Source organism: Streptomyces sp. NPDC018263, from assembly GCF_055562575.1.
The window spans coordinates 276,899-302,635 of sequence record NZ_JBVHFA010000009.1; the positions used below are offsets into that span (position 1 = coordinate 276,899).

Annotated in this window: 20 protein-coding genes; 8 read left to right on the plus strand and 12 right to left on the minus strand. The window is 71.1% G+C overall.

The window, feature by feature from the left end:
* Nucleotides 1-96 precede the first annotated feature (96 nt).
* Entirely contained in the window at nucleotides 97-999 is a 903-nt protein-coding gene (locus ACZ3HQ_RS26300) for a tRNA (adenine-N1)-methyltransferase (RefSeq protein WP_031180023.1), read from the minus strand.
* A gap of 143 nt (nucleotides 1,000-1,142) precedes the next feature.
* Complete coding sequence (locus tag ACZ3HQ_RS26305; RefSeq protein WP_467514564.1) at nucleotides 1,143-2,690, minus strand: site-2 protease family protein; 1,548 nt, start codon at nucleotides 2,688-2,690, stop codon at nucleotides 1,143-1,145.
* On the opposite strand from ACZ3HQ_RS26305, the gene ACZ3HQ_RS26310 reads away from it, so the two are divergent.
* Both ACZ3HQ_RS26310 and ACZ3HQ_RS26315 read left to right on the plus strand, forming a co-directional pair.
* Nucleotides 2,689-3,618: a RecB family exonuclease gene (locus ACZ3HQ_RS26310; protein WP_467514566.1), complete on the plus strand. Its 930-nt coding sequence runs from the start codon at nucleotides 2,689-2,691 to the stop codon at nucleotides 3,616-3,618. The two genes, ACZ3HQ_RS26305 and ACZ3HQ_RS26310, sit on opposite strands and share 2 nt — an antisense overlap.
* Nucleotides 3,619-3,633: 15 nt before the next feature.
* A complete protein-coding gene (locus tag ACZ3HQ_RS26315) occupies nucleotides 3,634-4,305 on the plus strand; it encodes a response regulator (RefSeq protein ID WP_031180020.1) in 672 nt (223 codons plus the stop codon).
* Nucleotides 4,306-4,366: 61 nt separating this feature from the next.
* Here ACZ3HQ_RS26315 and ACZ3HQ_RS26320 read toward each other — a convergent pair whose 3' ends face one another.
* The 4 genes from ACZ3HQ_RS26320 to metH all read right to left on the minus strand — a co-directional run bounded on the left by ACZ3HQ_RS26320 (nucleotide 4,367) and on the right by metH (nucleotide 12,420).
* Nucleotides 4,367-5,941 carry an ABC transporter substrate-binding protein gene (locus ACZ3HQ_RS26320; RefSeq protein ID WP_467514568.1) on the minus strand — a complete coding sequence of 525 codons (1,575 nt, stop codon included), beginning with the start codon at nucleotides 5,939-5,941 and terminating at the stop codon, nucleotides 4,367-4,369.
* 69 nt (nucleotides 5,942-6,010) lie between these two features.
* Nucleotides 6,011-7,615, minus strand: coding sequence for an ABC transporter substrate-binding protein (locus tag ACZ3HQ_RS26325; protein WP_467514570.1), 1,605 nt, complete (start codon nucleotides 7,613-7,615; stop codon nucleotides 6,011-6,013).
* Nucleotides 7,616-8,050: 435 nt separating this feature from the next.
* Nucleotides 8,051-8,752: an HAD family hydrolase gene (locus ACZ3HQ_RS26330; RefSeq protein WP_467514572.1), complete on the minus strand. Its 702-nt coding sequence runs from the start codon at nucleotides 8,750-8,752 to the stop codon at nucleotides 8,051-8,053.
* Between the two features lie 149 nt (nucleotides 8,753-8,901).
* Complete coding sequence (metH, locus tag ACZ3HQ_RS26335; protein WP_467514575.1) at nucleotides 8,902-12,420, minus strand: methionine synthase; 3,519 nt, start codon at nucleotides 12,418-12,420, stop codon at nucleotides 8,902-8,904.
* Nucleotides 12,421-12,712: 292 nt separating this feature from the next.
* Here metH and ACZ3HQ_RS26340 point away from each other — a divergent pair, with 292 nt between their 5' ends.
* The 5 genes from ACZ3HQ_RS26340 to ACZ3HQ_RS26360 all read left to right on the plus strand — a co-directional run bounded on the left by ACZ3HQ_RS26340 (nucleotide 12,713) and on the right by ACZ3HQ_RS26360 (nucleotide 18,973).
* Entirely contained in the window at nucleotides 12,713-13,477 is a 765-nt protein-coding gene (locus ACZ3HQ_RS26340; protein ID WP_467514578.1) for an IclR family transcriptional regulator, read from the plus strand.
* Nucleotides 13,478-13,696: 219 nt separating this feature from the next.
* Nucleotides 13,697-14,488: an MIP/aquaporin family protein gene (locus tag ACZ3HQ_RS26345; RefSeq protein ID WP_130339611.1), complete on the plus strand. Its 792-nt coding sequence runs from the start codon at nucleotides 13,697-13,699 to the stop codon at nucleotides 14,486-14,488.
* Between the two features lie 89 nt (nucleotides 14,489-14,577).
* Nucleotides 14,578-16,116 (plus strand): glycerol kinase GlpK, encoded by a 1,539-nt coding sequence (gene glpK / locus ACZ3HQ_RS26350; RefSeq protein ID WP_467514580.1) that lies wholly within the window; start codon nucleotides 14,578-14,580, stop codon nucleotides 16,114-16,116.
* Between the two features lie 53 nt (nucleotides 16,117-16,169).
* Nucleotides 16,170-17,789 carry a glycerol-3-phosphate dehydrogenase/oxidase gene (locus tag ACZ3HQ_RS26355; RefSeq protein ID WP_467514582.1) on the plus strand — a complete coding sequence of 540 codons (1,620 nt, stop codon included), beginning with the start codon at nucleotides 16,170-16,172 and terminating at the stop codon, nucleotides 17,787-17,789.
* Between the two features lie 188 nt (nucleotides 17,790-17,977).
* Nucleotides 17,978-18,973, plus strand: a complete 996-nt coding sequence (locus ACZ3HQ_RS26360; RefSeq protein ID WP_467514584.1) for a PAC2 family protein — start codon at nucleotides 17,978-17,980, stop codon at nucleotides 18,971-18,973.
* Nucleotides 18,974-19,039: 66 nt separating this feature from the next.
* Here ACZ3HQ_RS26360 and mshC read toward each other — a convergent pair whose 3' ends face one another.
* The 4 genes from mshC to ACZ3HQ_RS26380 all read right to left on the minus strand — a co-directional run bounded on the left by mshC (nucleotide 19,040) and on the right by ACZ3HQ_RS26380 (nucleotide 22,572).
* Nucleotides 19,040-20,269: a cysteine--1-D-myo-inosityl 2-amino-2-deoxy-alpha-D-glucopyranoside ligase gene (gene mshC, locus ACZ3HQ_RS26365; RefSeq protein ID WP_467514586.1), complete on the minus strand. Its 1,230-nt coding sequence runs from the start codon at nucleotides 20,267-20,269 to the stop codon at nucleotides 19,040-19,042.
* A gap of 111 nt (nucleotides 20,270-20,380) precedes the next feature.
* Complete coding sequence (locus ACZ3HQ_RS26370) at nucleotides 20,381-21,226, minus strand: SCO1664 family protein (protein ID WP_467514587.1); 846 nt, start codon at nucleotides 21,224-21,226, stop codon at nucleotides 20,381-20,383.
* Nucleotides 21,190-21,780, minus strand: coding sequence for a DUF3090 domain-containing protein (locus tag ACZ3HQ_RS26375; protein ID WP_086693440.1), 591 nt, complete (start codon nucleotides 21,778-21,780; stop codon nucleotides 21,190-21,192). The genes ACZ3HQ_RS26370 and ACZ3HQ_RS26375 overlap by 37 nt, the downstream gene beginning before the upstream one ends.
* Before the next feature lie 105 nt (nucleotides 21,781-21,885).
* Nucleotides 21,886-22,572, minus strand: coding sequence for a histidine phosphatase family protein (locus ACZ3HQ_RS26380; protein WP_467514589.1), 687 nt, complete (start codon nucleotides 22,570-22,572; stop codon nucleotides 21,886-21,888).
* 97 nt (nucleotides 22,573-22,669) lie between these two features.
* On the opposite strand from ACZ3HQ_RS26380, the gene corA reads away from it, so the two are divergent.
* Nucleotides 22,670-23,668: a magnesium/cobalt transporter CorA gene (gene corA / locus ACZ3HQ_RS26385; protein ID WP_467514591.1), complete on the plus strand. Its 999-nt coding sequence runs from the start codon at nucleotides 22,670-22,672 to the stop codon at nucleotides 23,666-23,668.
* A gap of 1 nt (nucleotide 23,669) precedes the next feature.
* Here corA and ACZ3HQ_RS26390 read toward each other — a convergent pair whose 3' ends face one another.
* Nucleotides 23,670-24,458 carry a ferritin-like domain-containing protein gene (locus ACZ3HQ_RS26390; RefSeq protein ID WP_467514593.1) on the minus strand — a complete coding sequence of 263 codons (789 nt, stop codon included), beginning with the start codon at nucleotides 24,456-24,458 and terminating at the stop codon, nucleotides 23,670-23,672.
* A 208-nt stretch (nucleotides 24,459-24,666) separates the two neighbouring features.
* Entirely contained in the window at nucleotides 24,667-25,722 is a 1,056-nt protein-coding gene (locus ACZ3HQ_RS26395) for an LLM class F420-dependent oxidoreductase (protein ID WP_030812647.1), read from the minus strand.
* Nucleotides 25,723-25,737: the final 15 nt, after the last annotated feature.

Below are 25,737 nucleotides of genomic sequence, written 5' to 3' on the forward strand. Positions count from 1 at the left end.
ATCGCGAGGGGGAACGCGAGGGCGCCGTGCCCCTGGTTCCCGTGGTGGCGGGAGGTGGGGGTACGGCGCCCTGGTGTGGTGCGGGGTGGGTGCGGGTCAGCGGCCCGCGCCGCCGTCGGCGTTGGGTCCGGCGTAGTCGTCGCCGTAGGCGCCCTTGGCGGGGCGGCGGCGGCGCATGGGCGGTTCGACGCCGTCGGCGAGCCGGCGGGCGGTGAGCAGGAAGCCGGTGTGGCCGATCATGCGGTGGTCCGGGCGGACGGCCAGGCCCTCGATGTGCCAGTTGCGGATCATCGTCTCCCAGGCGGTCGGCTCGTTGAAGCAGCCGATCTCGCGGATGGACTCGACGGTCCGGGCGAGCTGGGTGGTGGTGGCGACGTAGGCGCAGAGGATGCCGCCGGGGACGAGTGCCTTGGAGACGGCCTCCAGGCATTCCCAGGGGGCGAGCATGTCGAGGATGACGCGGTCGACGTCGGTGTCGGACAGGTTGTCCTGGAGGTCGCCGACGGTGAGCTGCCAGGCGGGGTGTTCGCCGCCGAAGTAGCGCTCGACGTTCTGCTTGGCGATCTCGGCGAAGTCCTCGCGGCGCTCGTAGGAGTGCAGCATGCCCTGGTCGCCGATGGCGCGCAGCAGGAAGCTGCTCAGCGAGCCGGAGCCCACGCCCGCTTCGACGACGCGGGCGCCGGGGAAGATGTCGGCGAAGGCCAGGATCTGCCCCGCGTCCTTGGGGTAGACCACGGCGGCGCCGCGGGGCATGGACAGGACGTAGTCGGGGAGCAGGGGGCGCAGCGCGAGGTAGGCGACGTTGCCGGTGGTGCGGACAACGCTGCCCTCGGGAGCGCCGATCAGTTCGTCGTGCGGGAAGGAGCCCTTGTGGGTGTGGAAGTTCTTCCCGGCTTCGAGCGTGAACGTGTAGTGGCGGCCCTTGGGGTCGGTCAGCTGAACCTGGTCCCCGACCTTGAAGGGCCCGCGCCTGCGGGCGGCACCGGTCGGTTCGGACATGTGACCAGCTTACCGGCTCGCCGCCGGGGGCTTGACCGTCGGCAGCGGTCCGGGGAGGTGCGGGTGCGTCGACCGGTGCGCACCGTTCGGGGCCGGTCGCGCAGTTCCCCGCGCCCCTTGGTCCGTACCACTTCGCGGAGTTGTCAGGTGGGCCTTGCCATTGCCTTGACAAAGGCCTTCTCCACGTCCGCCGCGGAGAGGACGCCGTAGATCTCGCCGGTGTTCTCGACGACGAGGTATTCGGTGGCGGGGGTCGCTCGCAGGGTGTCCAGCAGCTCCTCGCCGGTGAGTTCGGCGGAGACGCGCATGCCGTCGGTGAGGTCCTGGGCGAGGTCGCTGACGGGGACCCAGGGGCGGCGGTGTTCGGGGACGCCGACGATGGCGGCTTCGCGGACGAGGGAGAGGGGGGTGCCGTCGGCGTCGACGACGACGAGGGCGCGGGCGCCGGCGGCGTTGGCGCGGCGCAGGCCCTCGGAGAGGGGGGTGTCGCTCTGGACGGGGACGGCGCGGCGGGTGAGGGTGCGGGCGCGGAGGTCGGGGAGGTGTTCGCGCAGCCGGGCCATGCGGAGGCTGTTGCCGGCGCCGGTCCAGATGATGGCGGCGAGGATCGCGGCGAGCAGGGCGTCGGTGACGGTGTCCATGCCGCTGATGTCGCGGTCGCCGCCGAGGGCGCCGGACTGGTTGAGCAGGGGCAGTCCGATGAGGACGGAGACGGCGAGGGCGCGGCCGATCCAGGCGGCGGCGACGGTGCCGGTCATGGGGCGGCCGGTGATCTTCCAGACGACGGCGCGGAGCATGCGTCCGCCGTCGAGGGGGAGGCCGGGCAGCAGGTTGAAGACGGCGACGATCAGGTTGGAGATCATCAGTCCGGCGAGCAGGACGCCGGGGACGGTGCCGGGTTCGACGGGTTTGAGGGCGAGGTAGAAGAGTCCGGCGAGGACGAGGGAGAGCAGGGGTCCGACGAAGGCGAGGACGAATTCGCGGCCGGGTGTCTCGGCTTCCTTCTCGATCTCGGAGACGCCGCCGAAGAACTGGAGCTGGATGCGGCGCACGGGGAGTTTGAAGCGGAGCGCGGCGATGACGTGCGCGAGTTCGTGGACGAGGACGGAGGCGTAGAAGGCGACCGCGAAGAAGAGGGAGACGAGGTAGCGCAGGGCGCCGAGTTCGGGCAGGACGCGGTCGAGCTGGCCGCCGAAGACCCAGGTGATGAGGGCGGCGACGAGGAACCAGCTCGGGGCGACGTAGACGGGTACGCCGAAGGGGCGGCCCATGAGGATGCCGCCGCCGGGTTCCTTGGGGCGCTCGGGGGGCGGGTCGGTGCGGGCGATGCCGGCGTGGGCGAGGGAGCGGTGCTCGTGCCCGGGGCGGCCGGCCTCGGCGGTGTCGCCGGGTTCGGGCTGTTCGGGTTTGCCCTTGTCGTGTTCGGGGTCGTGTTCCGGGTTCGGGGCCGGAGGCACTGGGGGGTGCTCGGCCGGGTGGTTCTCGTCCGGCCGCGGCTGCCCGTTCCCGCCGCTCACGTCCACGGTGTCCCCTTGTTCGAAGCGTCTTCCGCGCGTGGCCGGGCGGAAGGGTCTCGGGTCGATGGTATGCGGCCGGGGTGGCGCGGTCCGCTCCGGCACCCTGGTGTTCCCGGGGCGGGGAGGTGTGCGGCTGGGTCGCTGTCGGTGCCGGGCCGTATGGTCTTGGGTCATGGAGAGCAGCGGTGTGGACAGTGCCCCCGAGGGCGTTTCGGGTGGCGGGGGCGGCGCGGAGGGTGTCGCGCGGGTCGTCGTGGCGCCGTCGTCGCTGTCTCCGTCGCGGGCGAGTGATTTCATGCGGTGTCCGCTGCTGTACCGGTTCCGGGTGATCGACCGGCTGCCGGAGAAGCCGAGCGAGGCGGCGACGCGGGGCACGCTGGTGCACGCGGTGCTGGAGCGGCTGTTCGACGCGCCGGCGGCGGAGCGTACGGCGCCGCGGGCGAAGTCGTTGATCCCGGCGCAGTGGGACCGGCTGCGGGAGAGCCGTCCGGAGGTCTCGGAGCTGTTCGAGGGTGATCCGGAGGGTGAGCGGCTGGCGCGCTGGCTGGGTGAGGCGGAGCGGCTGGTGGAGCGCTGGTTCTCGCTGGAGGACCCGACGCGGCTCGAGCCGGCCGAGCGTGAGCTGTTCGTGGAGACGGAGCTGGATTCGGGGCTGCGGCTGCGCGGGATCATCGACCGGGTGGATGTGGCGCCGACGGGTGAGGTGCGCATCGTCGACTACAAGACGGGGAAGGCGCCGCGCCCGGAGTACGCGGAGGACGCGCTGTTCCAGATGAAGTTCTACGCGCTGGTGGTGTGGCGGCTGAAGCGGGTGGTGCCGCGCCGGCTGCAGCTCGTGTATCTCGGCAGTGGTGACGTGCTGACGTACGACCCGGTGCCGGCGGATCTGGAGCGGGTGGAGCGGAAGCTGCTGGCGTTGTGGGCGGCGATCCGGGAGGCGACGGAGTCGGGGGTGTGGCGGCCGCGGCCGACGAAGCTGTGCGGCTGGTGCGACCACCAGGCGGTGTGCCCGGAGTTCGGGGGTACTCCCCCGCCGTATCCGCTCGCGGTGAGGGCGGCGGAGCCGGGCGAGGAGGGCGCGGGCACAATGGGGCCGGTCTAGCGAAGGAGTTCTCAGGTGGCCATCCGCGTCCTTCTGGTCGATGACCAGCCGCTGTTGCGTACCGGGTTCCGGATGATTCTGGAGGCGGAGCCGGATCTGGCGGTCGTCGGTGAGGCCGGTGACGGTCTTCAGGCGCTCGATCAGGTGCGTGCGCTGCAGCCGGATGTCGTGCTGATGGACATCCGGATGCCCCGGATGGACGGGGTGGAGGCGACCCGGCAGATCACGGGTCCGGAGCGGGACGGTCCGGCGAAGGTGCTGGTGCTGACCACGTTCGATCTGGACGAGTACGTGGTGGAGGCGCTCAGGGCGGGGGCGAGCGGGTTTCTGCTGAAGGACGCTCCGGCGGACGAGCTGGTGCAGGCGATCCGGGTGGTGGCGCAGGGCGAGGCGATGCTGGCGCCGAGCATCACGCGGCGGCTGCTGGACAAGTACGCCACGCATCTGCCGTCGGGCGAGGAGCCGGCGCCGAGCACGCTGCACACGCTGACGGACCGTGAGGTGGAGGTGCTGAAGCTGGTGGCGCGGGGGCTGTCGAACGCGGAGATCGCGGCGGATCTGTTCGTGAGCGAGACGACGGTGAAGACGCATGTGGGTCATGTGCTGACGAAGCTGGGCCTGCGGGACCGGGTGCAGGCGGCGGTGTACGCGTACGAGAGCGGTCTGGTGCGGCCGGGCGCGCAGTAGACACGGTTTCGAGGGCGCCCTTCCTGCGGGAGGGGCGCCCTCGGTGTTCCCTGGCGGGGTTTCAGCTCTTGCTGAGTTCCCAGAAGCGGAAGACGGTGGAGGCGTCGAGGCAGTACTCGAGGCCGTAGACGCCGTCCCGGACGACGGCGTACTGCTTGGCCTGCCAGACGGGCAGGAGGGGCAGTTCGTCGGCGACGATGTCCTGGACCTGGGCGAAGTCCTTGTCGGTGGCGGCGCGGTCGCTCTGCGCGGCGGTGGCCGGGAGCAGGGTGCCGGTGAGGCGGCTGTTGTCGTAGTGGTTGGAGAGCACGTTGCCCTTGCCGAAGAAGGGCGCGGTGAAGTTGTCGGCGTCCGGGTAGTCGGGCACCCAGCCCTTGACGTAGACGCCGTACTTTCCGGCGGCGATGTCCTTCTCGTACTGGCCGAAGGGGACGGACTTGACGTCGGCTTCGAAGAGGCCGCTGGCGTTGAGCTGGGCGGCGACGGCACGCAGTTCGGCGTCGGTGGCGGGGCCGTAGCGGGCCGGGGTGGACCACAGGGTCAGTTCGACCTTGCCGGTGATGCCGTCGGCGCGCAGGGCCTGGGCGGCCCTGGCCTTGGAGGGGCGGGCGCCGTAGGTGTCGAAGAAGGCGGTGTTGTGGCCGATGATCCCGGCCGGGATGATCGAGTACAGCGGGGTGGCGGTGCCCTGGTAGACGTGGTGGATGAGGGCGTCGCGGTCGAGCAGGTGGGCGATGGCCTTGCGTACGCCGAGCTTTCCGGCGACGGGGTCCTTCATGTTGAAGACGAGGTGCTGGACCTCGGCGCTGCTGCCCTCGATGACGTCGATGCCCTGGGTGCCTTCCTGGGCGTCGATGCCGGTGATGTCGGTGGCGCTCAGGCCGCGGTAGGCGATGTCGATGTCGCCGCCGATGAGGGCCTTCTTCAGGGCCTTCTGGTCGCCGTGGAAGAACTTGAGGGTGACGCCGGAGTTCTTGATGTCGGCGGTGCCCTTGTAGTGGGAGTTGACCGAGAAGACGGCGTTGCCCTTGTCGAAGGAGTCGAGCTTGTAGGGGCCGGAGCCGATGGCCTTGGTGTCGGTGCGCAGGGCGCCGGCGTCGTACTGGCGGTGGTCGACGATCGAGCCGGCGCCGGAGGCGATCTTGCTGGGGAAGGTCGCGTCGGGGGCGTTGAGGTGGAAGACGACCGTCTTGGCGTCCGGTGTCTCGACCCGCTCCAGCGTGGGGAACATGACGGCCGGACCGGCGGGGTCGTTGATCTTCAGCAGGCGGTCGAAGGAGAACTTGACGTCCTCGGAGGTGAGGGAGTCGCCGTTGCTGAACTTCAGGCCGGGCTTGAGTTCGCAGGTGAAGAGGGTGGCCCGGGTGTCACCGAACGCGCAGGACTTGGCGAGTTCGGGCTCGGGCTGGGTGCCGCCGTTGGGGAAGCTGAGCAGGGACTGGAAGACGTTGTTGAACAGCAGCCAGGAGCCGGGGTCGTAGCCCGATGCCGGGTCGGTCGCCAGGACGTCGTCGGACATCCCCATCACCACGGCCCGACCGGTGCCCTTGGCGTCGTCGGTCCCGGAGCCGCAGCCGGTCAGCAGGCCGCAGGCCAGCCCCGCCACCACGGGCAGGACCGGCCACTGGGTGCTCATCTTCACAGCAGTGCCTTGTCGTCGGTTCGTGGCCCGGAGCCGCCGTCGCGGCTCCGGGTACGGGAGACGTCAGCCGCTCACACCACGGCCGAGCTCCCAGAGCTGAAGCGTCGACGAGGAGTTCAGGGCGTACGAGGTGCCCGTGATGTCGTCCCGTGCGGCGACGTACTGCTTGCCCTGCCACAGCGGCAGCACGGGGACGTCCTCGGCGACGGTGTCCTGGATGTCGGTGAGGCTCTTGGCGGCGTCGAGGCGGTCGGCCTCGCGGCGGGACTCGGGGATCAGCGTCCGCTCGATCGTGCTGTTGGAGTACGGCGAGCCGAGGAAGTTGTCCTTGTCGAGGAACGGCGCCAGGAAGTTGTCCGCGTCCGGGAAGTCGGGGAACCAGCCCATGCCGTAGACGTCGTACTGGCCCTTCTGCTCCGCGGGGCGGAAGGTGGCCCAGGGGTGGCCCTGGATGGTCACGTCGAAGAGACCGCTGTCGTTGAGCTGCTTCTGGAGGACCTCGAACTCCTGCTTGGTGGCGGAGCCGTAGTGGTCGGTGGTGTAGTGCAGCGTCAGCTTGACCGGGGCGGTGACACCGGCCTTGGCCAGCAGCAGCTTGGCCTTGGCGGGGCTGGGGTCGCCGTACTTGTTGAAGAACGAGTTGGAGTGGCCGGTCAGGGTGGCGGGCACCAGGGAGTACAGCGGCTCGGCCTGGGTGCCGTAGACCTTGGAGACCAGTTCGCCGCGGTTGATGACCTGGGCCATGGCCTGGCGGACGGCCTTGTCCTTGACCGTCTGCGCGTTGGTGTTGAAGGCGAGGTAGCGGATCTCGAGACCCGGCATGTCGACGAGGTCGGCGTTCTCGTCGGAACCGCCGTCGAGCTTCTGGATCTGGCTCGGCGACATGGTGCGGCTCATGACGTCGATGTCGCCGCGGTCCAGGGCCGCGCCCATCGCGTCGGCGTCGTCGAAGGAGCGGATCTCCACCTTGTCGTTGTTCAGCTCGGAATTGCCCTTGTACGAGGGGTTCTTGGTGAACGTGGCGCTGACCATGGCGTCGCCCTTGACCTGGGCCTTGAAGGTGTACGGGCCGGAGCCGTCGACCTCGAAGCCGTCACGCAGCGTGCCCTTGGCGTAGGACTTGGGGCTGACGATGCCCGCGACCGGGGTGGACAGCTTGAAGGGGAAGGTGGCGTCGGCCGTCTTCAGGTGGAAGATGACCTCGCGGTCGCCCTGCGTCTCGACGGTGTCGATGGTGTTCAGCAGGGCGGCGACACCGCTGTCGGCCTGGAGCTTCATGGCGCGGTCGATGGAGAACTTCACATCGGCGGCGGTGACCGGGTCGCCGGAGGCGAACTTCAGGCCGCTGCGCAGCTTGCAGGCGTAGCGCTCGTTGCCGGTGTCGGTGAAGCTGCAGCTCTCGGCGGCCTCCGGGACGGGGCTGCCCTCGCCCTTGGGCTGGATCATCAGCGTCTGCACGGTCTGACGCAGGATGTTCCAGGTGCCGACGTCGTAGGCGTAGGCGGGGTCGAGGGGCGCGGGGGCGTCGCTCGTGGCCGTGAACCGGTCCGTGGTGCCGACGACGATGGGGTCGCCGTTCTTGGCCCCGCTGTCGGTTCCGCCGCACGCGGCGAGAACCGGCGTGAGCAGGCCGGCCACTGCCGGCAGCACCAGAGTCTTGCGGTTCATGCGGGACGTTCTCCAGAGCTGTTCGATTCCGTGAACCCGGCAAGCTTCGGATGGGCGCGGCGGATCACGGGGGTTGCTGCGATGTTGTCGCGACGACATTAGTCCGCGCCCGCAGGGCGCTTCGCGGCCGCTTGAGTTGAGGGCTCATCACGCAGTGAAACCGGGTGTGGACGCACCGAAAAACCGACAGCGGCAGGATTCGTACAACGGTCCATCAATCAGGACACATGGGGCCACCGATGGGGCGTTCGACGCCGTTTTCTGCACACGCGGGCAGCGTTGTCGAGGCCGGTCGGAGTGGCGAACGTCACAGCGTCAACTGCGGTCCGGGATACCGGAATTCAACCGGTTCGGCGGGCCGGGAATTTCCGCCGGGGCGCAACTCCGGTGAATTGCGCCCCTGGTCAGCATTGTTTTCGCACGCTGGGTGAACGCCTAGTGCGTGAGCGTCATCAGGCCGCGCAGAAAAGACAGGTCGACCTGTTCCAGCGAGGGTACGACGGTGCGCCGTTCGGCCGGGACGATGGGGGCGATGGAGGGGACGGCGACCACGTGGCAGCCGGCGGCCTCGGCGGCGGCGACGCCGGTGGCGGTGTCCTCGATGACGGCGCACCGGGCGGGGTCGGCGCCGAGTCCGGCGGCGGCGAGCAGGTAGGGGTCGGGGTGGGGCTTGGTGCGGGAGACCTCGTCGCCGCCGATGGAGAGGGCGAAGTGGTGCGGGCCGAGCGCGGTCAGCACGCGGTCGATGATGCGCCGGTGGGAGGCGGAGACCAGGGCGGTCGGGATGGAGTGCTCGTGGAGTTCGGCGAGCAGCCGGGCGGCGCCGGGCATCAGCGGGAGGTGGCTGCCGATGCGGGCCTCGAAGCCGTCGTTGAGGAGGACGGAGAGTTCGGCGAGGGTGATGGCGGCGCCGGTGGCCTCGATGAGGAACCCGGCGCTGCGGGTCATGGGGCCGCCGACGACGACGTGCCGCCAGGACTCGTCGAGGGTGTGGCCGAGGGCGGCGAAGACCTCGACCTCGACGTCCCACCAGAAGCCCTCGGTGTCCACCAGGGTGCCGTCCATGTCGAGGAGGACCGCTTGCAGGGCGGACCCTTCGGCCGTTCGGGTTCCTAGCGCGGGGACCGTGCTGGTCATCCGGGCGCACCTCCTTGAGGGACGATCAGGCCGGTTCCCGGAAGAGGGAACCGGCCTGCGGTGGACCGACCAGCATACGTCGCTCGCGCGCGAAACGCCTGTCGTGGGCGCGTGTCCGCGGATCGGCCTGGTCAGCGCGGTCGGCACGGTCAGCGGGCGTTGAAGTACTTCGCCTCGGGGTGGTGGATGACGATGGCGTCGGTGGACTGCTCGGGGTGGAGCTGGAACTCCTCGGAGAGGTGGACGCCGATCCGCTCCGGCTGGAGCAGGTCCGCGATCTTGGCGCGGTCCTCCAGGTTGGGGCAGGCGCCGTAGCCGAGGGAGAAGCGGGCGCCCCGGTACTTCAGGGCGAACATGTCCTCGATGTCGGCGGGGTCCTCCCCGGCGAAGCCGAGTTCGGCGCGGACGCGGGCGTGCCAGTACTCGGCCAGCGCCTCGGCCAACTGGACGGAGAGGCCGTGCAGTTCGAGGTAGTCGCGGTAGGCGTTGGCCTCGAAGAGCTTGGCGGTCTCCTCACCGATGCGGGAGCCGACGGTGACGACCTGGAGGCCGACCACGTCCCGCTCCCCGGACTCCTCCGGGCGGAAGTAGTCCGCGAGGCAGAGCCGGCGGCCCCGGCGCTGGCGGGGGAAGGTGAAGCGGGTCCGCTCGTTGCCGTCCTCGTCCAGGATGATCAGGTCGTCGTCCTTGGAGACGCAGGGGAAGTAGCCGTGGACGACGGCGGCCTCCAGCAGGTTCTCCGTCTGGAGCCGGTCGAGCAGGCCGCGCAGCCGGGGGCGGCCCTCGGTCTCGGCCAGCTCCTCGTAGTTGGGGCCGTCTCCGGTACGGGCCTGCTTGAGCCCCCACTGGCCCTTGAAGAGGGCGCCCTCGTCCAGCCAGGACGCGTACTCCTTGAGCTGGATGCCCTTGACCACGCGGGTGCCCCAGAAGGGCGGGGTGGGCACCGGGTTGTCGGTGCGCACGTCGGAGCGGACGTGGCCCTCCTCGGCGGGCTCCTCGGGGAGGTCCGCGGCGGGGGTGGCGCGGACCCGGCGCTGCTTCAGCTCGGGGAGCTGGGCGCCGGGCACACCGCGCTTGACGCCGATGAGGGCGTCCATCAGGCGCAGGCCCTCGAAGGCGTCGCGGGCGTAGCGGACCTCGCCCTCGTAGATCTCGTGGAGGTCCTGCTCGACGTAGGCGCGGGTGAGGGCGGCGCCGCCCAGGATCACCGGGTAGTCCGCCGCCATGCCGCGCTGGTTCAGCTCCTCCAGGTTCTCCTTCATGATCACCGTGGACTTGACCAGGAGGCCGGACATGCCGATGACGTCGGCGCGGTGTTCCTCGGCGGCGTCCAGGATCGCGGAGACGGGCTGCTTGATGCCGAGGTTGACGACGTTGTAGCCGTTGTTGGACAGGATGATGTCCACGAGGTTCTTGCCGATGTCGTGGACGTCGCCGCGCACGGTGGCCAGCACGATCGTGCCCTTGCCCTCGGCGTCGGACTTCTCCATGTGCGGTTCGAGGTGCGCGACCGCCGTCTTCATCACCTCGGCGGACTGGAGCACGAAGGGGAGCTGCATCTGGCCGGAGCCGAAGAGTTCGCCGACGGTCTTCATGCCGTCGAGGAGGGTGTCGTTGACGATGTCGAGGGCGGGGCGGTCCGTCAGGGCCTCGTCCAGGTCGGCTTCGAGGCCGTTGCGCTCGCCGTCGACGATGCGGCGCTTGAGTCGCTCGTCCAGGGGCAGCGCGGCCAGTTCCTCGGCCTTGCCGGCGCGCAGGGACTTGGCGGTGGCGCCCTCGAAGAGCGCCATCAGCTTCTGCAGCGGGTCGTACCCCTCGGCGCGGCGGTCGTGGATGAGGTCGAGGGCGGTCTGCACCTCCTCCTCGCTGAAGCGGGCGATGGGCAGGATCTTGGAGGCGTGCACGATGGCCGAGTCCAGGCCCGCCTTGACGCATTCGTCGAGGAAGACGGAGTTCAGCAGGATGCGGGCGGCCGGGTTGAGGCCGAAGGAGATGTTGGACAGGCCGAGCGTGGTCTGGACGTCCGGGTGGCGCCGCTTGAGTTCGCGGATGGCGTCGATGGTGGCGATGCCGTCCTTGCGGGACTCCTCCTGACCGGTGCAGATGGTGAAGGTCAGGGTGTCGATGAGGATGTCCTCCTCGCGGATGCCCCAGTTCCCGGTGAGGTCGTCGATGAGCCGTTCGGCGATCTCGACCTTCTTCTCCGGGGTGCGGGCCTGGCCCTCCTCGTCGATGGTGAGCGCGATCAGGGCGGCGCCGTGCTCGCGGGCGAGCCGGGTGACCTTGGCGAAGCGGGAGTCGGGGCCGTCGCCGTCCTCGTAGTTCACCGAGTTGATCACCGCGCGGCCGCCGAGCTTCTCCAGGCCGGCCTGGATGACGTCGACCTCGGTGGAGTCCAGCACGATCGGCAGGGTGGAGGCGGTGGCCAGGCGGCCGGCGAGTTCGGCCATGTCGGTGACGCCGTCGCGGCCGACGTAGTCCACGCACAGGTCGAGCATGTGCGCGCCCTCGCGGATCTGCTCGCGGGCCAGCTCCACGCAGTCGTCCCAGCGGGCCTCCAGCATGGCCTCGCGGAACTTCTTGGAGCCGTTGGCGTTGGTGCGCTCGCCGATGGCGAGGTAGGAGGTGTCCTGGCGGAACGGCACCGACTGGTAGAGCGAGGCGGCGCCCGCCTCGGGCCGGGGCTGCCGCTCGGAGGGCGTGAGGTCGCGGACCCGCTCGACCACCTGGCGCAGGTGCTCGGGGGTGGTGCCGCAGCAGCCGCCGACCAGCGAGAGGCCGTACTCCTGGACGAAGGTCTCCTGGGCGTCGGCCAGCTCCGGGGCGGTGAGCGGGTAGTGCGCGCCGTTCTTGCCGAGGACGGGCAGGCCGGCGTTGGGCATGCAGGCCAGCGGGATGCGGGCGTTGCGGGCGAGGTGGCGCAGGTGCTCGCTCATCTCGGCCGGGCCGGTGGCGCAGTTCAGGCCGATCATGTCGATGCCGAGGGGTTCCAGCGCGGTGAGCGCGGCGCCGATCTCGGAGCCGAGCAGCATGGTGCCGGTGGTCTCGACGGTCACGGAGACGATGACCGGCAGGTCGATGCCGAGGGCGTCCAGGCCGCGCCGGGCGCCGAGGACGGCGGCCTTGGTCTGGAGGAGGTCCTGGGTGGTCTCGATCAGCAGGGCGTCGGCGCCGCCGGCGACCAGCCCCTCGGCGTTCTGCTGATAGGCGTCGCGCAGGGTGGTGTACGGGGCGTGGCCGAGGGTGGGCAGCTTGGTGCCGGGGCCCATGGAGCCCAGGACCCAGCGGGGGCGGCCGTCGCGGGCGGTGAACTCGTCGGCGACCTCGCGGGCGACGCGGGCGCCGGCCTCGGAGAGTTCGTGGACGCGTTCGGAGATGTCGTACTCGCCGAGGGCGGAGTGGTTGGCGCCGAAGGTGTTGGTCTCGACGCAGTCGACGCCGACCGCGAAGTACTCCTCGTGCACGGAGCGCACGATGTCGGGCCGGGTGAGGTTGAGGATCTCGTTGCAGCCCTCGAGCTGCTGGAAGTCGTCGAGCGTGGGTTCCTGGGCCTGGAGCATGGTGCCCATGGCTCCGTCGGCGACCACCACACGGGTGGCGAGTGCCTGACGGAGCGCGGACGCACGGGTCCGGCTGTCGGCGGAAGGGGACGTCGGCGACGAGGCCATGAAGGGGCTCCCTTGGATGCGACGGCTGTCGGCTATGCGCCCGCTCCGGCCGGGGCCGGGGTGGGGCACGGCGCCAGAGTAACCGCCAGTGGGCTTGGATGGGCACAGGCGTCCACGACACGGACGCGGATGGCGGAGTCCGGCCGGTCGGCGCGGTGGCCGGAACCCGACGGGTGGTCCGGCACGGCCCTTCTCATTGGCGGGAGATCGGCATCGACCGGTAATGTTCGGCATTGCCGAACGCGTGTGGGATGGCTCGGCGGTGGCCGATGCGGACGGAGGCAGGACGGCGATGGCACGGAACATCCAGTCGCTCGAACGGGCGGCCGCGATGCTGCGCCTGCTCGCGGGCGGCGAGCGGCGGCTCGGCCTCTCCGACATCGCCTCCTCGCTGGGCCTGGCCAAGGGCACCGCACACGGCATCCTGCGCACCCTCCAGCACGAGGGCTTCGTGGAGCAGGACGAGGCGTCGGGCCGCTATCAGCTCGGCGCGGAGCTGCTGCGGCTGGGCACCACCTACCTGGACGTGCACGAGTTGCGGGCGCGGGCCCTGGTGTGGACCGACGACCTGGCCCGCTCCAGCGGGGAGAGCGTCTACCTGGGTGTGCTGCACCAGCAGGGCGTGCTGATCGTCCACCATGTCTTCCGCCCGGACGACAGCCGCCAGGTGCTGGAGATCGGGGCGATGCAGCCCCTGCACTCCACGGCGCTGGGCAAGGTGCTCTCCGCCTACGACCCGGTGGCCCACAGCGAGGCGCTGGACTCCTCCCGCAAGGCGTTCACCGACCGTACGGTGTGCGCGCCGGAGGAGTTCGAGCATCTCCTGGACCTCACCCGGGCGCGCGGGTACGCGGCCGACCTGGAGGAGACCTGGGAGGGCGTGGCGTCGATCGCCGCGCCGATCCACGACCGGCGCCGTATGCCGGTCGGCGCCGTGGGGATCGCCGGCGCCGTGGAGCGGCTGTGCCGGGACGGCGAGCCGCGTCCGGAGCTGGTCGCGGCGGTGCGGGACTGCGCCCGCGCGGTGTCACGGGACCTGGGCGCCGCCCGCTTCTGAGCACGGCCCCGGCGTGAGGGCCGGTCTGCTGTGCCCCCGTCCGTAACGATCCCGCGTTCTGTGCTTTTTTTCGCCCCCGGAACTCTTGACGCGTGCGCGCGCCGAAAGCGAGACTCCCGTCCATCGGTCGGCATTGTCGAACACCTATCGGTATTACGCGTTAGGGTGGGGCAGCGCCAAGGGCCGGGTTTCCCTGGACCAATGACAAAGGAGTCGCGGGTGTCCAGCTCCGACATCTTCATCGGCGAGACCATAGGTACCGCCGTCCTCATCCTGCTCGGCGGTGGTGTGTGTGCCGCCGTCACACTGAAGGCGTCCAAGGCGCGCGGCGCCGGATGGCTGGCCATCGCCTTCGGGTGGGGTTTCGCCGTTCTGACGGCCGTCTACACCTCGGCGCCCCTCTCCGGCGCGCATCTCAATCCGGCCGTGACCCTCGCGCTGGCGATCAAGGACCACGACTACGGCACGCTGCCCGCGTACTGGGGCGGCCAGTTGCTGGGCGCGATGATCGGCGCGACGCTGGTCTGGGTGGCCTACATGGGCCAGTTCCGCGCCCACCTGACCGACCGGGAGATCGTCGGCGGGCCCGGCGCGCAGGACACGGTCAAGGCGGTCGAGGCCGAGGAGGCGGCCGCGGGCCCGGTACTGGGCATCTTCTCCACCGGTCCGGAGATCCGGAACGCGGTGCAGAACCTTCTGACGGAGATCATCGGCACGATCGTGCTGGTGCTGGCGGTCCTCACGCAGGGCCTGAACAACGAGGGCAACGGTCTGGGCCCGGTGGGCGCGCTGATCACGGCCCTGGTGGTCGTCTCGATCGGTCTGTCGCTCGGCGGTCCGACGGGGTACGCGATCAACCCGGCGCGCGACCTGGGGCCGCGCATCGTGCACGCGCTGCTGCCGCTGCCGAACAAGGGCGGTTCGGACTGGTCCTACGCATGGGTGCCGGTCGTCGGTCCACTGATCGGCGGCGCGATCGCTGCGGGCATCTACAACGTCGCTTTTGCTTGATGAGTAACGAATTGCGTGAAAAGCACCGATCATTCGAGTAAGCGCCGTACACACCGCCACCCTCACCTCGGATCTCCCAGGAGCACACAGTGACCGACGCCCACACCGCAGGCCCCTTCATCGCGGCGATCGACCAGGGCACGACCTCCTCGCGCTGCATCGTCTTCGACAAGGACGGCAGGATCGTCTCCGTCGACCAGAAGGAGCACGAGCAGATCTTCCCCAAGCCCGGCTGGGTCGAACACGACGCGAACGAGATCTGGACGAACGTCCAGGAGGTCGTCGCCTCCGCCATCGCCAAGGCGAACATCACGCGGGACGACATCAAGGCCATCGGCATCACCAACCAGCGCGAGACGACCGTGCTGTGGGACAAGAACACCGGTGAGCCCGTCCACAACGCCATCGTCTGGCAGGACACCCGTACCGACGCGCTCTGCCGCGAGCTGGGCCGCAACGTGGGCCAGGACCGCTTCCGCCGCGAGACCGGTCTGCCGCTGGCGTCCTACTTCGCCGGCCCCAAGGCCCGCTGGCTGCTGGACAACGTGGAGGGCCTGCGCGAGCGCGCCGAGGCCGGGGACATCCTCTTCGGCACCATGGACAGCTGGGTCATCTGGAACCTGACCGGCGGTGTCGACGGCGGCAAGCACGTCACCGACGTCACCAACGCCTCGCGCACCATGCTGATGAACCTGCACACCATGCAGTGGGACAAGAAGATCTGCGAGTCCATCGGGGTGCCCGAGCAGATGCTCCCCGAGATCCGCTCCTCCGCCGAGGTCTACGGCGAGATCACCGGCGGCAGCCTCGGCGACCTGCTCGGCGGCACCCCCGTCGCCTCCGCGCTCGGCGACCAGCAGGCGGCCCTGTTCGGCCAGACCTGCTTCTCCGAGGGCGAGACCAAGTCGACCTACGGCACCGGCACCTTCATGGTGATGAACACCGGCGAGAAGATCATCAACTCCTACGCCGGCCTGCTCACCACCGTCGGCTACAAGATCGGCGACAAGCCGACGGTGTACGCCCTGGAGGGCTCCATCGCCGTCACCGGCTCGCTGGTGCAGTGGATGCGCGACCAGATGGGCCTCATCTCCACCGCCGCCGAGATCGAGACCCTCGCGCTCTCGGTCGAGGACAACGGCGGCGCCTACTTCGTACCGGCCTTCTCCGGCCTGTTCGCCCCGCACTGGCGTTCCGACGCGCGCGGTGTGATCGCCGGCCTGACCCGGTACGTGACCAAGGCGCACCTCGCGCGCGCCGTCCTGGAGGCCACCGCCTGGCAGACGCGGGAGATCGCGGACGCCATGACGAAGGACTCCGGGGTCGAGCTGACCACGCTCAAGGTGGACGGCGGCATGACCGCGAACAACCTGCTGATGCAGCAGCTCGCGGACGTGCTCGACGCCCCCGTGGTGCGCCCGATGGTCGCCGAGACCACCTGTCTCGGCGCCGCCTACGCCGCCGGTCTCGCCGTCGGCTTCTGGTCCAGCACCGACGAGCTGCGCGCCAACTGGCGCCGGGCCGCCGAGTGGACCCCCCGGATGGACGCGGAGACCCGCGACCGTGAGTACAAGAGCTGGCTCAAGGCCGTCGAGCGGACCATGGGCTGGCTCGAGGACGAGAGCTGACCGGGCCGGCACAGCCGCCAGGTCCGGCTCCGACGAGGAGTTAAGTACCCGACATGACCAGTCCCACCACCCTGCAGTCCGTACCTGCCCTGGGCACGCACCCGGCCTCCGGCGCCAACCCGAGCCGCGCCGAGACCCGGGAGCAGCTCGCGCGGGCGTCGTACGACCTCCTTGTGATCGGCGGCGGCATCCTGGGCATCTCCACCGCCTGGCACGCCGCGCAGTCCGGGCTCAGGGTGGCGCTGGTCGACGCCGGCGACTTCGCCGGAGCCACCTCCTCCGCCTCCTCCAAGCTGCTCCACGGCGGGCTCCGCTACCTCCAGACCGGCGCGGTGAAGCTGGTGGCGGAGAACCACTTCGAGCGGCGCGCGGTCTCCCGCCAGGTGGCCCCCCACCTGGCGAACCCGCTCACCTTCTACCTGCCGGTGTACAAGGGGGGCCCGCACAGCGCGGCCAAGCTCGGCGCCGGCGTCTTCGCCTACTCCGCGCTCTCCGCCTTCGGCGACGGCGTGGGGCACCTGCTCTCCCCGTCGAAGGCCGCGCAGGACGTGCCCGAGCTGCGCACCGACAACCTGAAGGCCGTGGCCGTGTACGGCGACGACCAGATGAACGACGCCCGCATGGCGCTGATGACGGTCCGCGCGGCCGTCGACGCGGGCGCGGTCGTCCTCAACCACGCCGAGGTCACCGGGCTGCGCACCACGCGCGGCCGGGTCACCGGCGCCGAGCTGAAGGACCGGCTCAGCGGCGAGGAGTTCGGCGTCACCGCGCGCCTGGTGCTGAACGCGACCGGGCCCTGGGTGGATCACCTGCGCCGGATGGAGGACCCGCACGCGGCCCCCTCGATCCGTCTGTCCAAGGGCGCCCACCTGGTCCTGAAGCGCACCGCCCCCTGGAAGGCGGCGCTGGCCACCCCGATCGACAAGTACCGCATCACGTTCGCCCTGCCCTGGGAGGACATGCTGCTGCTCGGCACCACCGACGAGGTGTACGAGGGCGACCCGGCTGATGTGTCGGTCACCGAGTCGGACATATCCCAGATCCTGGACGAGGCCGCGTTCTCCGTCCGGGACCAGCAGCTCCAGCGGGATCTGATCACCTACTCCTTCGCGGGCCTGCGGGTGCTGCCGGGCGGGCCCGGTGACACCGCGAAGGCCAAGCGGGAGACCGTGGTCACCGAGGGTCCGGGCGGGATGCTCTCGGTGGCGGGCGGCAAGTGGACCACGTTCCGGCACATCGGCCGGACCGTGCTGAAGAAGCTGGAGGAGCTGCCGGGCCGGCCACTCGGCGACGACTTCGAGCCGGTGTCGGAGCTGCCCAAGCGGCTGCCGCTGCCCGGTGTGGCCAACCCGCGCGCGGTCGAGCACCGGCTGCTGGTGGACCGTCCGGCGCCCGGCCCGCGCATGGGCGCCGACACCGCCCGCCACCTGGCCACGCACTACGGCTCGCTCGCCTTCGACATCGCCCGCCTGGCCAACGAGCACCCGGAGCTGGCCGAGCGGGTCCACCCGGACGCCCCGGAGATCTGGGCGCAGGTCGTCTGGGCCCGCGACCACGAGTGGGCCGAGACCCCGGACGACGTGCTGCGCCGCCGCACCACGCTGACCATCCGCGGCCTGGCCACGGACGAGGTGCGCGCGCGGGTGCGTGAGGTGCTGGACAAGAAGCAGTAGCGAGGAGCCGTCACCGACGCGCTCGGGGCGGTGGGCGGCGTCCGGGAGCAGGGCGCCGCCGCGGGGTGTTCCGGGCCGGGGTTCGGGGCAGTGATCCGTTCAGCCCCTTGCGAGGGGGCTGCGGAGGCTTCCGCCGGACGCCGTAAGGTTGGGTGGTCAGGCGAGAGCACGTCGGAAGGAGGCACTGGGTGATCGAGCTGGAGGGTGTTCCCGAGCTGATCGACCCAGTCATGGTGGCCGCGTTCGAGGGCTGGAACGATGCCGGTGACGCCGCCTCCACGGCGGTCGCGCATCTGGAACGCGAGTGGAAGGGCGAGGTGTTCGCGGCGCTGGACGCCGAGGACTACTACGACTTCCAGGTGAACCGCCCCACGGTCTTCATGGAAGGCGGCGTACGCAAGATCACCTGGCCGACGACCCGGCTGTCGGTGGTCCGCGTCGGCGGGGACAAGCCCCGTGACCTGGTGCTGGTGCGCGGCATCGAGCCGTCGATGCGCTGGCGTTCCTTCTGCAACGAGCTGCTGGGCTTCGCCCATGAGCTGGGCGTGGAGCTGGTGGTGATCCTGGGCGCGCTGCTCGGCGACACCCCGCACACGCGTCCGGTGCCGGTCAGCGGGGTCACCTCGGACGGTGACCTGGCGCGCCGGATGAGCCTGGAGGAGACCAAGTACGAGGGCCCGACGGGCATCGTCGGTGTGCTCCAGGAGGCGTGCACGCACGCCGGGGTGCCCGCGGTGTCGCTGTGGGCCGCGGTGCCGCACTACGTCTCCCAGCCGCCCAACCCCAAGGCCACGCTGGCGCTGCTGAACCGTCTCGAGGACCTGCTGGACCTGCGGGTGCCGCAGGGGGAGCTGCCCGAGGACGCGCGGGCCTGGCAGACGGGCGTGGACCAACTGGCGTCCGAGGACAGCGAGGTCGCGGAGTACGTGCAGACGCTGGAGGAGGCCCGCGACACCGCCGAGCTGCCCGAGGCGTCCGGCGAGGCCATCGCGCGCGAGTTCGAGCGGTATCTGCGGCGCCGGGACGTCGGCGGCCCCGGCGGCCATGCCACGGCGGACGGTTCGGAGAGCGGGCCCTACCGCCGGGACGCGCCGAGCGGCCGGACCCGGCCGCCCAAGCCCCCGAAGCCGGAGGCGCCGGGCGCGGCCGAGGGCGGCGACGAGCCGGACGGCTCGGAGGACTGAGACTCGGAGGACTGGGAAAGGGGGGCAGTACCCGGCCGGGTACCGCCCCCCTTTCGTGTGCCGGCTCTAGAGCGCCACGCCGAGCAGCGCGTCCACGGTGCGGCTGACCAGGCCGGGGGCGCCGATGTCGGTGCCGCCCTCCGCTTCCTGGCGGGCCGCCCAGCGGTCCACGGCCGCGAGCGCGGCGGGCGCGTCCAGGTCGTTCGCCAGGGCCTCGCGGACCTCGTCCACCAGCGCGTCGGCCGAGGGGCCGTCCGGGCGGGAGACGGCGGCGCGCCAGCGGCCGAGGCGGTCCACGGCGTCCTGGAGCACCTGGTCGGTCCACTCCCAGTCGGAGCGGTAGTGGTGGGAGTGCAGGGCGAGCCGGATGGCGGCCGGGTCGACGCCGGCGCGGCGCAGCGCGGAGACGAAGACGAGGTTGCCCTTCGACTTGGACATCTTCTCGCCGTCCAGGCCGACCATGCCGGCGTGCACGTACGCCTTGGCCATGGGGAACTCGCCGGTGAGCACCTGGGCGTGGGAGGCGCCCATCTCGTGGTGCGGGAAGGCGAGGTCGGAGCCGCCGCCCTGGACGTCGAAGGTCATGCCCAGGTGGTCGAGCGCGATGGCGACGCACTCGATGTGCCAGCCGGGGCGGCCCCGGCCGAGCGTGCCGCCGTCCCAGCTCGGCTCGCCCTCGCGGGCCGCGAGCCAGAGCATCGGGTCGAGCGGGTTCTTCTTGCCGGGCCGGTCCGGGTCGCCGCCGCGCTCGGCGGACAGCGCGCGCATGGCGGCCGCGTCCAGGTTCGAGACCTGGCCGAAGTGCGGGTCGGCGTCGACGGAGAAGTAGATGTCGCCGTCGAGGTCGTAGGCCGCGCCGAGTTCCCGCAGCCGTTCCACGAGCGGGACGATGCCGGGTATGGCCTCGACGGCGCCTATGTAGTGCTGGGGCGGGAGCATCCGCAGGGCGGTCATGTCCTCGCGGAACAGGGTGGTCTCCTGCACGGCGAGGTCGGCCCAGTCGACGCCGTCGCGGGTCGCGCGCTCCAGCAGCGGGTCGTCGACGTCGGTGACGTTCTGGACGTAGTGGACCTGCCGCTTGGTGTCGAGCCACACGCGCTGGACGAGGTCGAACGCGTTGTAGGTCGCCGCGTGACCCATGTGGGTCGCGTCGTACGGCGTGATGCCGCAGACGTAGATCCGGGCGACGGGACCGGGGTCGAGGGTGACCGGACCGTCGGTCGCGGTGTCGTGAATCCTCAGGTCGCGGCCCTGACCAGGCAGGGCGGGGACCTCGGAAGCGGGCCAGGCATGCATGTACATGAGCCTAACCGGCCATGAGCTGGGGCTACGAACCGGATCGCGCCCAAGGCGGCCGGATGGCCGGACGGGCGCTCTTGCGCGGAGCCCCCGGCTGTGCCCGGGCGGTCAGACCGGGGGCCAGGGGATGGCGGGCCAGTCGCCGGTGGGTTCGGGGTGGCGGCCGGTGGCGAGGAGGTCGTGGACCCGGGCGCGGGTGGCGTCGATCTCGGCCGGGGTGAGATGCGGGGCCAGCCTCGCGGCCAGGGTTCCGCCCTCGGCGAGGCTGTCGCGCAGGCCGGCGAGGACCGTCAGGGCGTCCTCGGTGAGGGGTTCGCCGGCCCAGCCCCACAGCAGGGTGCGGAGCTTGTTCTCGGCGTTGAAGGAGACGCCGTGGTCGATGCCGTAGAGGTGCCCGGCGACGGTGGGCAGGAGGTGGCCGCCCTTGCGGTCCGCGTTGTTGATCACGGCGTCCAGGACGGCGAGGCGGCGCAGCCGGTCGTCGTCGGCGTGCACGAGCAGCGCGGTCCGCCCCTCGCCGACCTCGGCGAGGCCGATGGCCTTCCAGCCGGGTCCGGCCTCCTCGCCCTCGGCCAGCGCGAGGAGTTCGGCGTCGGTGCTGACCTCGATCCAGAGCTGGCACATGCCCTCGCCGAAGGGCCCGTCGCGCAGCACGGTCGGCGGGATCAGGCCCCAGCCGGTGGCCTCGGACACCTCGTAGGCGGCGACCTCGCGGCCGGCCAGGGTGCCGTCGGGGAAGTCCCACAGCGGGCGCTCCCCGGCGACCGGCTTGTACACGCAGGTTGCCTCCTGCCCGTCGAGGGCGACGGTGCAGAACAGGGCGGCGTTGGAGGCGTCCCGGATGCGGCCGCGTACGGTCAGCTCACCGTGGGCGAGCAGTTCGGCGGCGTCCGCGTCGGTTCCCGTGTCCGCGGCGCTCACGCTCCCCGGCGGTATCCGTTCTGGCGCGGACATACGTGTCCTTCCGGGTCGAGCGGGAGGCTGCACAGCGGGCACGGCGGCCGCCCGGCGTTGACGACGTCCAGGGCGCGCTTGGCGAAGGCCCTGGCCTGCGCGCCGGTGAGCCGGACCCGCAGCATCGGGGGCCCGTTCTCCTCGTCCTGGAGGAGGCGTTCCTCGGCCTCGGCGAGGTCCTCGGCGGTCTCGGCGTCCAGCTCCACCAGGGCCTGCGCCTCGACGACCATGCGCTGTTCCTCGCCGTCCCAGGCCAGCGCCATGGTGCCGACGCGGAACTCCTCTTCCACGGGGCTGTCCAGCGGGCCGGTGTCGGCGATCTCGACGGGGGCGACGGCGGGCACCGCGGCGTTGCCGCCGCTGCGCCGTACGACCTCGTCGAGGAGTTCGTCCATGCGTTCGGCGAGCGCGGCGACCTGGGCCTTCTCCAGGGCCACGCTGGTCACCCGCGGGCCCGCGGTGGCCTGGAGGAAGAACGTACGGCGTCCGGGCAGTCCGACCGTGCCGGCCACGAAGCGGTCCGGCGGGTCGTAGAGGAACACCTGACGGGACACGTCCTGTCTCCATTGGGTTCGGGATCGTTCGAGCGGTTCAAGCGGTCGGTACGGGCGTGCGGGCACACCGTGCGGCCGACCGCCTCACCCTACTGCGGGCGGCGATCACGGTGCGCCCGCACCACCCCCGACCGGTGCGTCGTCGTCCGGGGGCGTCTCGCGGGGCGCCAGCGAGGCGAGGTCGCCGGTCTCGCCGAGGCGGACGAGGTAGGGCCGCAGCCGGGTGTAGCGGATCGCGGTGACCGAGCAGGGTTCCACCGAGACCCGCTGGAACAGGTCGAGGTGGAGTCCGAGGGCGTCGGCGACGATCGACTTGATGATGTCGCCGTGCGAGCACATCAGGTACACGGCGTCGGGGCCGTGCTCGGCCTCCACGCGCGCGTTCCAGTCGCGTACGGCCGCGACGGCGCGGGACTGCATCTCGCGCATGGACTCGCCGCCGGGGAAGGCGGCGGCGGACGGGTGCGTCTGGACGACCTCCATGAGGGGTTCGTCCTTCAGTTCGGCCAGTTTGCGGCCCGACCAGTCGCCGTAGTGGCACTCCCCGATCCGGTCGTCGGTGCGGGGGCTGAGGTCCGGGCGGGCGTCCAGCAGCGGCCGCATCGTCTCCTGGCAGCGCTGGAGGGGGCTGACGACGATCTCGGCGAGCGGCAGGCCGTCGAGGCGGCCCGGCAGGGCGGCGGCCTGCTCGGTGCCGCGTTCGTCCAGGGCGACGCCGGGGGTCCAGCCGGCGAGCAGCCCCGCGGTGTTGGCGGTGGAACGGCCGTGCCTAACGAGGATCAGGGTGGGCATGCGGCCCAGCGTAGACCGGCGCCGCCGGGTGGTGATCCGGGGCGCACAATCAGGGCCCCGTGTGCGTTCGGGGCGGGACGGCGGGAGAATGCACTCCGTGATCTTCGACTGTGCCATCTACCGTGACGGGCATCGGACCGATTCGTCCGACGATCCGGCGAAAGCCCTGCGGGAGGCGCGTGCGGCCGACGACGCGTTCGTGTGGATCGCGCTGCACGATCCGACGACGGAGGAGTTCGAAAAGGTCCGCAAGGTCTTCGGGCTGCATCCGCTGGCCGTCGAGGACGCTCTGAAGGCCCACCAGCGCCCGAAGCTGGAGACGTACGACGACTCGCTGTTCGTGGTGCTGAAGCCGGTGTTCTACGAGTCGGCGCGGGACACGGTGACCACGGGCGAGGTCATGCTCTTCCTCGGCGACTCCTTCGTGGTGACGGTGCGGCACGGCGAGTCCTCGCCGCTGCCGGAGGTGCGGCGGCGGCTGGAGGGCGACCCGGACAAGCTGCGGCACGGGCCGACCTCGGTCCTGTACGCGGTCGCGGACGCCACCGTGGACCAGTATCTGGAGGTCGCGACCGAGCTGGGCACGGACCTGGACGAGCTGGAGGCGGAGGTGTTCTCCCCCTCCGACGCCGGGTCTCGGGACACCGCGTCCAGGATCTACCTGTTCAAGCGGCAGGTGCTGGAGTTCCGCCGGGCCACGGTGCCGCTGGCGGTGCCGATGACCCGGCTCGCGGGGATGGGGCAGTCCACGACCCCGGTGCCGTTCGTGGACCCCTCCGCGCGGCCGTTCTTCCGCGACGTCAACGACCACCTGACCCGCGTCAACGAGTCGGTGGAGGGCCTGGACCGGCTGGTGTCCGACATTCTCTCCGCGCATCTGGCGCAGATGGGGGTGCGGCAGAACGACGACATGCGCAAGATCTCGTCCTGGGCGGCGATGGCGGCGATCCCGACGCTGATTGCGGGCATCTACGGCATGAACTTCGAGCACATGCCGGAGCTGCGCTGGGAGTGGGGCTACCCCACGGTGGTCGCGGTGATGGTGATGCTGGAGCTGCTGCTGTACCGGAACTTCAAGCGGCGCGGCTGGCTGTAGCTCACACGAGTTCGGTCACCCGGGGCGCGGGCCCGCCGAGCGCGTCGCGCCGCTCGGGCATCTCCAGGCTGACCATGCGGCGCCAGCCGAAGGCACGCTCCCAGGCGTACAGGGCGTGGATGCCGGCCGCGAGGAGCGCGTTCTTCGCGGCGGACCAGCCCAGGACGCGTCCCATGTGGGCCATGACGGCGAGGCTGACGTCCCGGTAGATCCGGATCTCCGCGAGCGCGCTCTCCCGCAGGACGCGCTGGATGGTGCGGCCGTGGCCCTGGTAGGCGAGGCGCAGCAGTTCCTCGTGGCAGTAGGCGAGGTGGTTGTCCTCGTCGTGGGAGATCATGCGCACCGCCCGGCCGATGTCGGGGTGGTCACCGAAGTGCTTGAGGAGCATCCGCATCTGCTCGGAGGCACGCTGCTCGGTGACCCGGCTGTGCGCGAGGTAGGTGACGACGTCCCGCTCGGTCAGCGGGCGGTCGGCCTTCAGCTTGTCGTGGGCGAGGCCGATGCCTCGCCGCTCCAGGAGCATCGTGTAGTCGGTGTCGGGCGGGACCTCGACGGGCTTCAGGCCGCGCTTGCGCAGCAGGGCCTCGAAGATGCGGCCGTGCTTGTCCTCGTCGGCGCCGTGCCGGGCGATCCGGGGCGCGAGCCCGCGCACGCTCCCGGGCACCAGGGCGGCGATCCTGCCGTTCTCCCAGCCGCCCTGGGACTCGCCGGCGGCGGCGATGGAGCAGAAGAGCCGGAAGGACGCGTCGTCGTCGAGGATCTCCTGGAACAGGCTCTTGGCCGAAAGCATCGCGGGCCCCTCTCTGCACGATTCCGCAGAGAAGTAGTCAAATGCGGGTCAAGGGGGCGCGCAACAGGAGGACATCCGCGCTGGGCCGAAGGAGGGACGGGCGGAGGCGTAACCCCGCCCGTCCCGGCGCGTTGTTCCCGGTGACGGCCGTGGCGGGGAAGACCCCCGAGCCCCCACCACGGCCGCGAACCTCTCCCCCGGGCCCCCGTCAGGCGAGGCCGGCGCGCTCCAGGGCCTCGGCGCCGCCGCGCAGGGCCGCGAGCCGCTCCTCAAGGGTGAAGCCGGCGGGGGCGAGCGTGAGGGTGGTGACGCCGGCCGCCGCGTAGGCCGCCATCCGGTCGGCGATGCGGTCCACCGAGCCGAGCAGGGTGGTCTTGTCGATGAGGTCGTGCGGGATGGCGGCCGCGGCGCCGTCCTTGTCACCGGCCAGGTACTTGTCCTGGATCTCGGCGGCCTCCTTCTCGTATCCCATGCGCTGGGCGAGCCGGTTGTAGAAGTTCTGCTTGCGGCTGCCCATGCCGCCCACGTAGAGCGCGGTGTAGGGGCGGAAGGTGTCGGCGAGCCGGGTCACGTCCGCGTCCTCGCCGAGCGCGAGCGGCACGGTGGGACAGATGTCGAAGCCGTCGAGGGTCTTGCCCGCCTTCTCCCGGCCCGCCCGCAGGTAGGAGACGGCGGTGTCCTCCAGGTGCTCGGCGGAGGGGAAGATCAGCAGGGCGCCGTCGGCGATCTCGCCGGTCTGCTCCAGGTTCTTGGGGCCGATGGCGGCGATGTAGAGCGGGATGTGCTCGCGCTGCGGGTGCACGGTCAGCTTGAGGGGCTTGCCGGGGCCGCCGGGCAGCGGCAGCGTCCAGTGCTCGCCCTCGTACGACAGGCGGTCGCGGGTCATCGCCTTGCGGACGATGTCCACGTACTCGCGGGTGCGGGCGAGCGGCTTGTCGAACTTGACGCCGTACCAGCCCTCGGAGACCTGCGGGCCTGAGACGCCGAGGCCGAGGCGGAAGCGGCCGCCGGACAGGGAGTCCAGGGTGGCGGCGGTCATCGCCGTCATGGCGGGCTGGCGGGCCGGGATCTGGAAGATCGCGGAGCCCACGTCGATCCGCTCCGTCTGCGCGGCGACCCAGGTGAGCACCGTGGCGGCGTCGGAGCCGTACGCCTCGGCGGCCCAGCAGACGCTGTAGCCGAGCCGGTCGGCCTCCTGCGCCACGGCGAGGTTGTCCCCGTCCATCCCGGCGCCCCAGTAGCCGAGGTTGATCCCGAGCTGCATGCCGATCCCCTTACT

Excerpts from the sequence above, each read along its gene's own strand:
- ACZ3HQ_RS26340 (WP_467514578.1), top strand. The coding sequence starts at position 12,713 with ATGGCACGGAACATCCAGTCGCTCGAACGGGCGGCCGCGATGCTGCGC.
- ACZ3HQ_RS26320 (WP_467514568.1), bottom strand. The coding sequence starts at position 5,941 with ATGAGCACCCAGTGGCCGGTCCTGCCCGTGGTGGCGGGGCTGGCCTGC.
- ACZ3HQ_RS26370 (WP_467514587.1), bottom strand. The coding sequence starts at position 21,226 with ATGTCCGCGCCAGAACGGATACCGCCGGGGAGCGTGAGCGCCGCGGAC.
- ACZ3HQ_RS26330 (WP_467514572.1), bottom strand. The coding sequence starts at position 8,752 with ATGACCAGCACGGTCCCCGCGCTAGGAACCCGAACGGCCGAAGGGTCC.
- mshC (WP_467514586.1), bottom strand. The coding sequence starts at position 20,269 with ATGCATGCCTGGCCCGCTTCCGAGGTCCCCGCCCTGCCTGGTCAGGGC.
- metH (WP_467514575.1), bottom strand. The coding sequence starts at position 12,420 with ATGGCCTCGTCGCCGACGTCCCCTTCCGCCGACAGCCGGACCCGTGCG.
- ACZ3HQ_RS26355 (WP_467514582.1), top strand. The coding sequence starts at position 16,170 with ATGACCAGTCCCACCACCCTGCAGTCCGTACCTGCCCTGGGCACGCAC.
- ACZ3HQ_RS26325 (WP_467514570.1), bottom strand. The coding sequence starts at position 7,615 with ATGAACCGCAAGACTCTGGTGCTGCCGGCAGTGGCCGGCCTGCTCACG.
- ACZ3HQ_RS26305 (WP_467514564.1), bottom strand. The coding sequence starts at position 2,690 with ATGACCCAAGACCATACGGCCCGGCACCGACAGCGACCCAGCCGCACA.
- ACZ3HQ_RS26395 (WP_030812647.1), bottom strand. The coding sequence starts at position 25,722 with ATGCAGCTCGGGATCAACCTCGGCTACTGGGGCGCCGGGATGGACGGG.
- ACZ3HQ_RS26390 (WP_467514593.1), bottom strand. The coding sequence starts at position 24,458 with ATGCTTTCGGCCAAGAGCCTGTTCCAGGAGATCCTCGACGACGACGCG.
- ACZ3HQ_RS26300 (WP_031180023.1), bottom strand. The coding sequence starts at position 999 with ATGTCCGAACCGACCGGTGCCGCCCGCAGGCGCGGGCCCTTCAAGGTC.
- ACZ3HQ_RS26380 (WP_467514589.1), bottom strand. The coding sequence starts at position 22,572 with ATGCCCACCCTGATCCTCGTTAGGCACGGCCGTTCCACCGCCAACACC.
- ACZ3HQ_RS26310 (WP_467514566.1), top strand. The coding sequence starts at position 2,689 with ATGGAGAGCAGCGGTGTGGACAGTGCCCCCGAGGGCGTTTCGGGTGGC.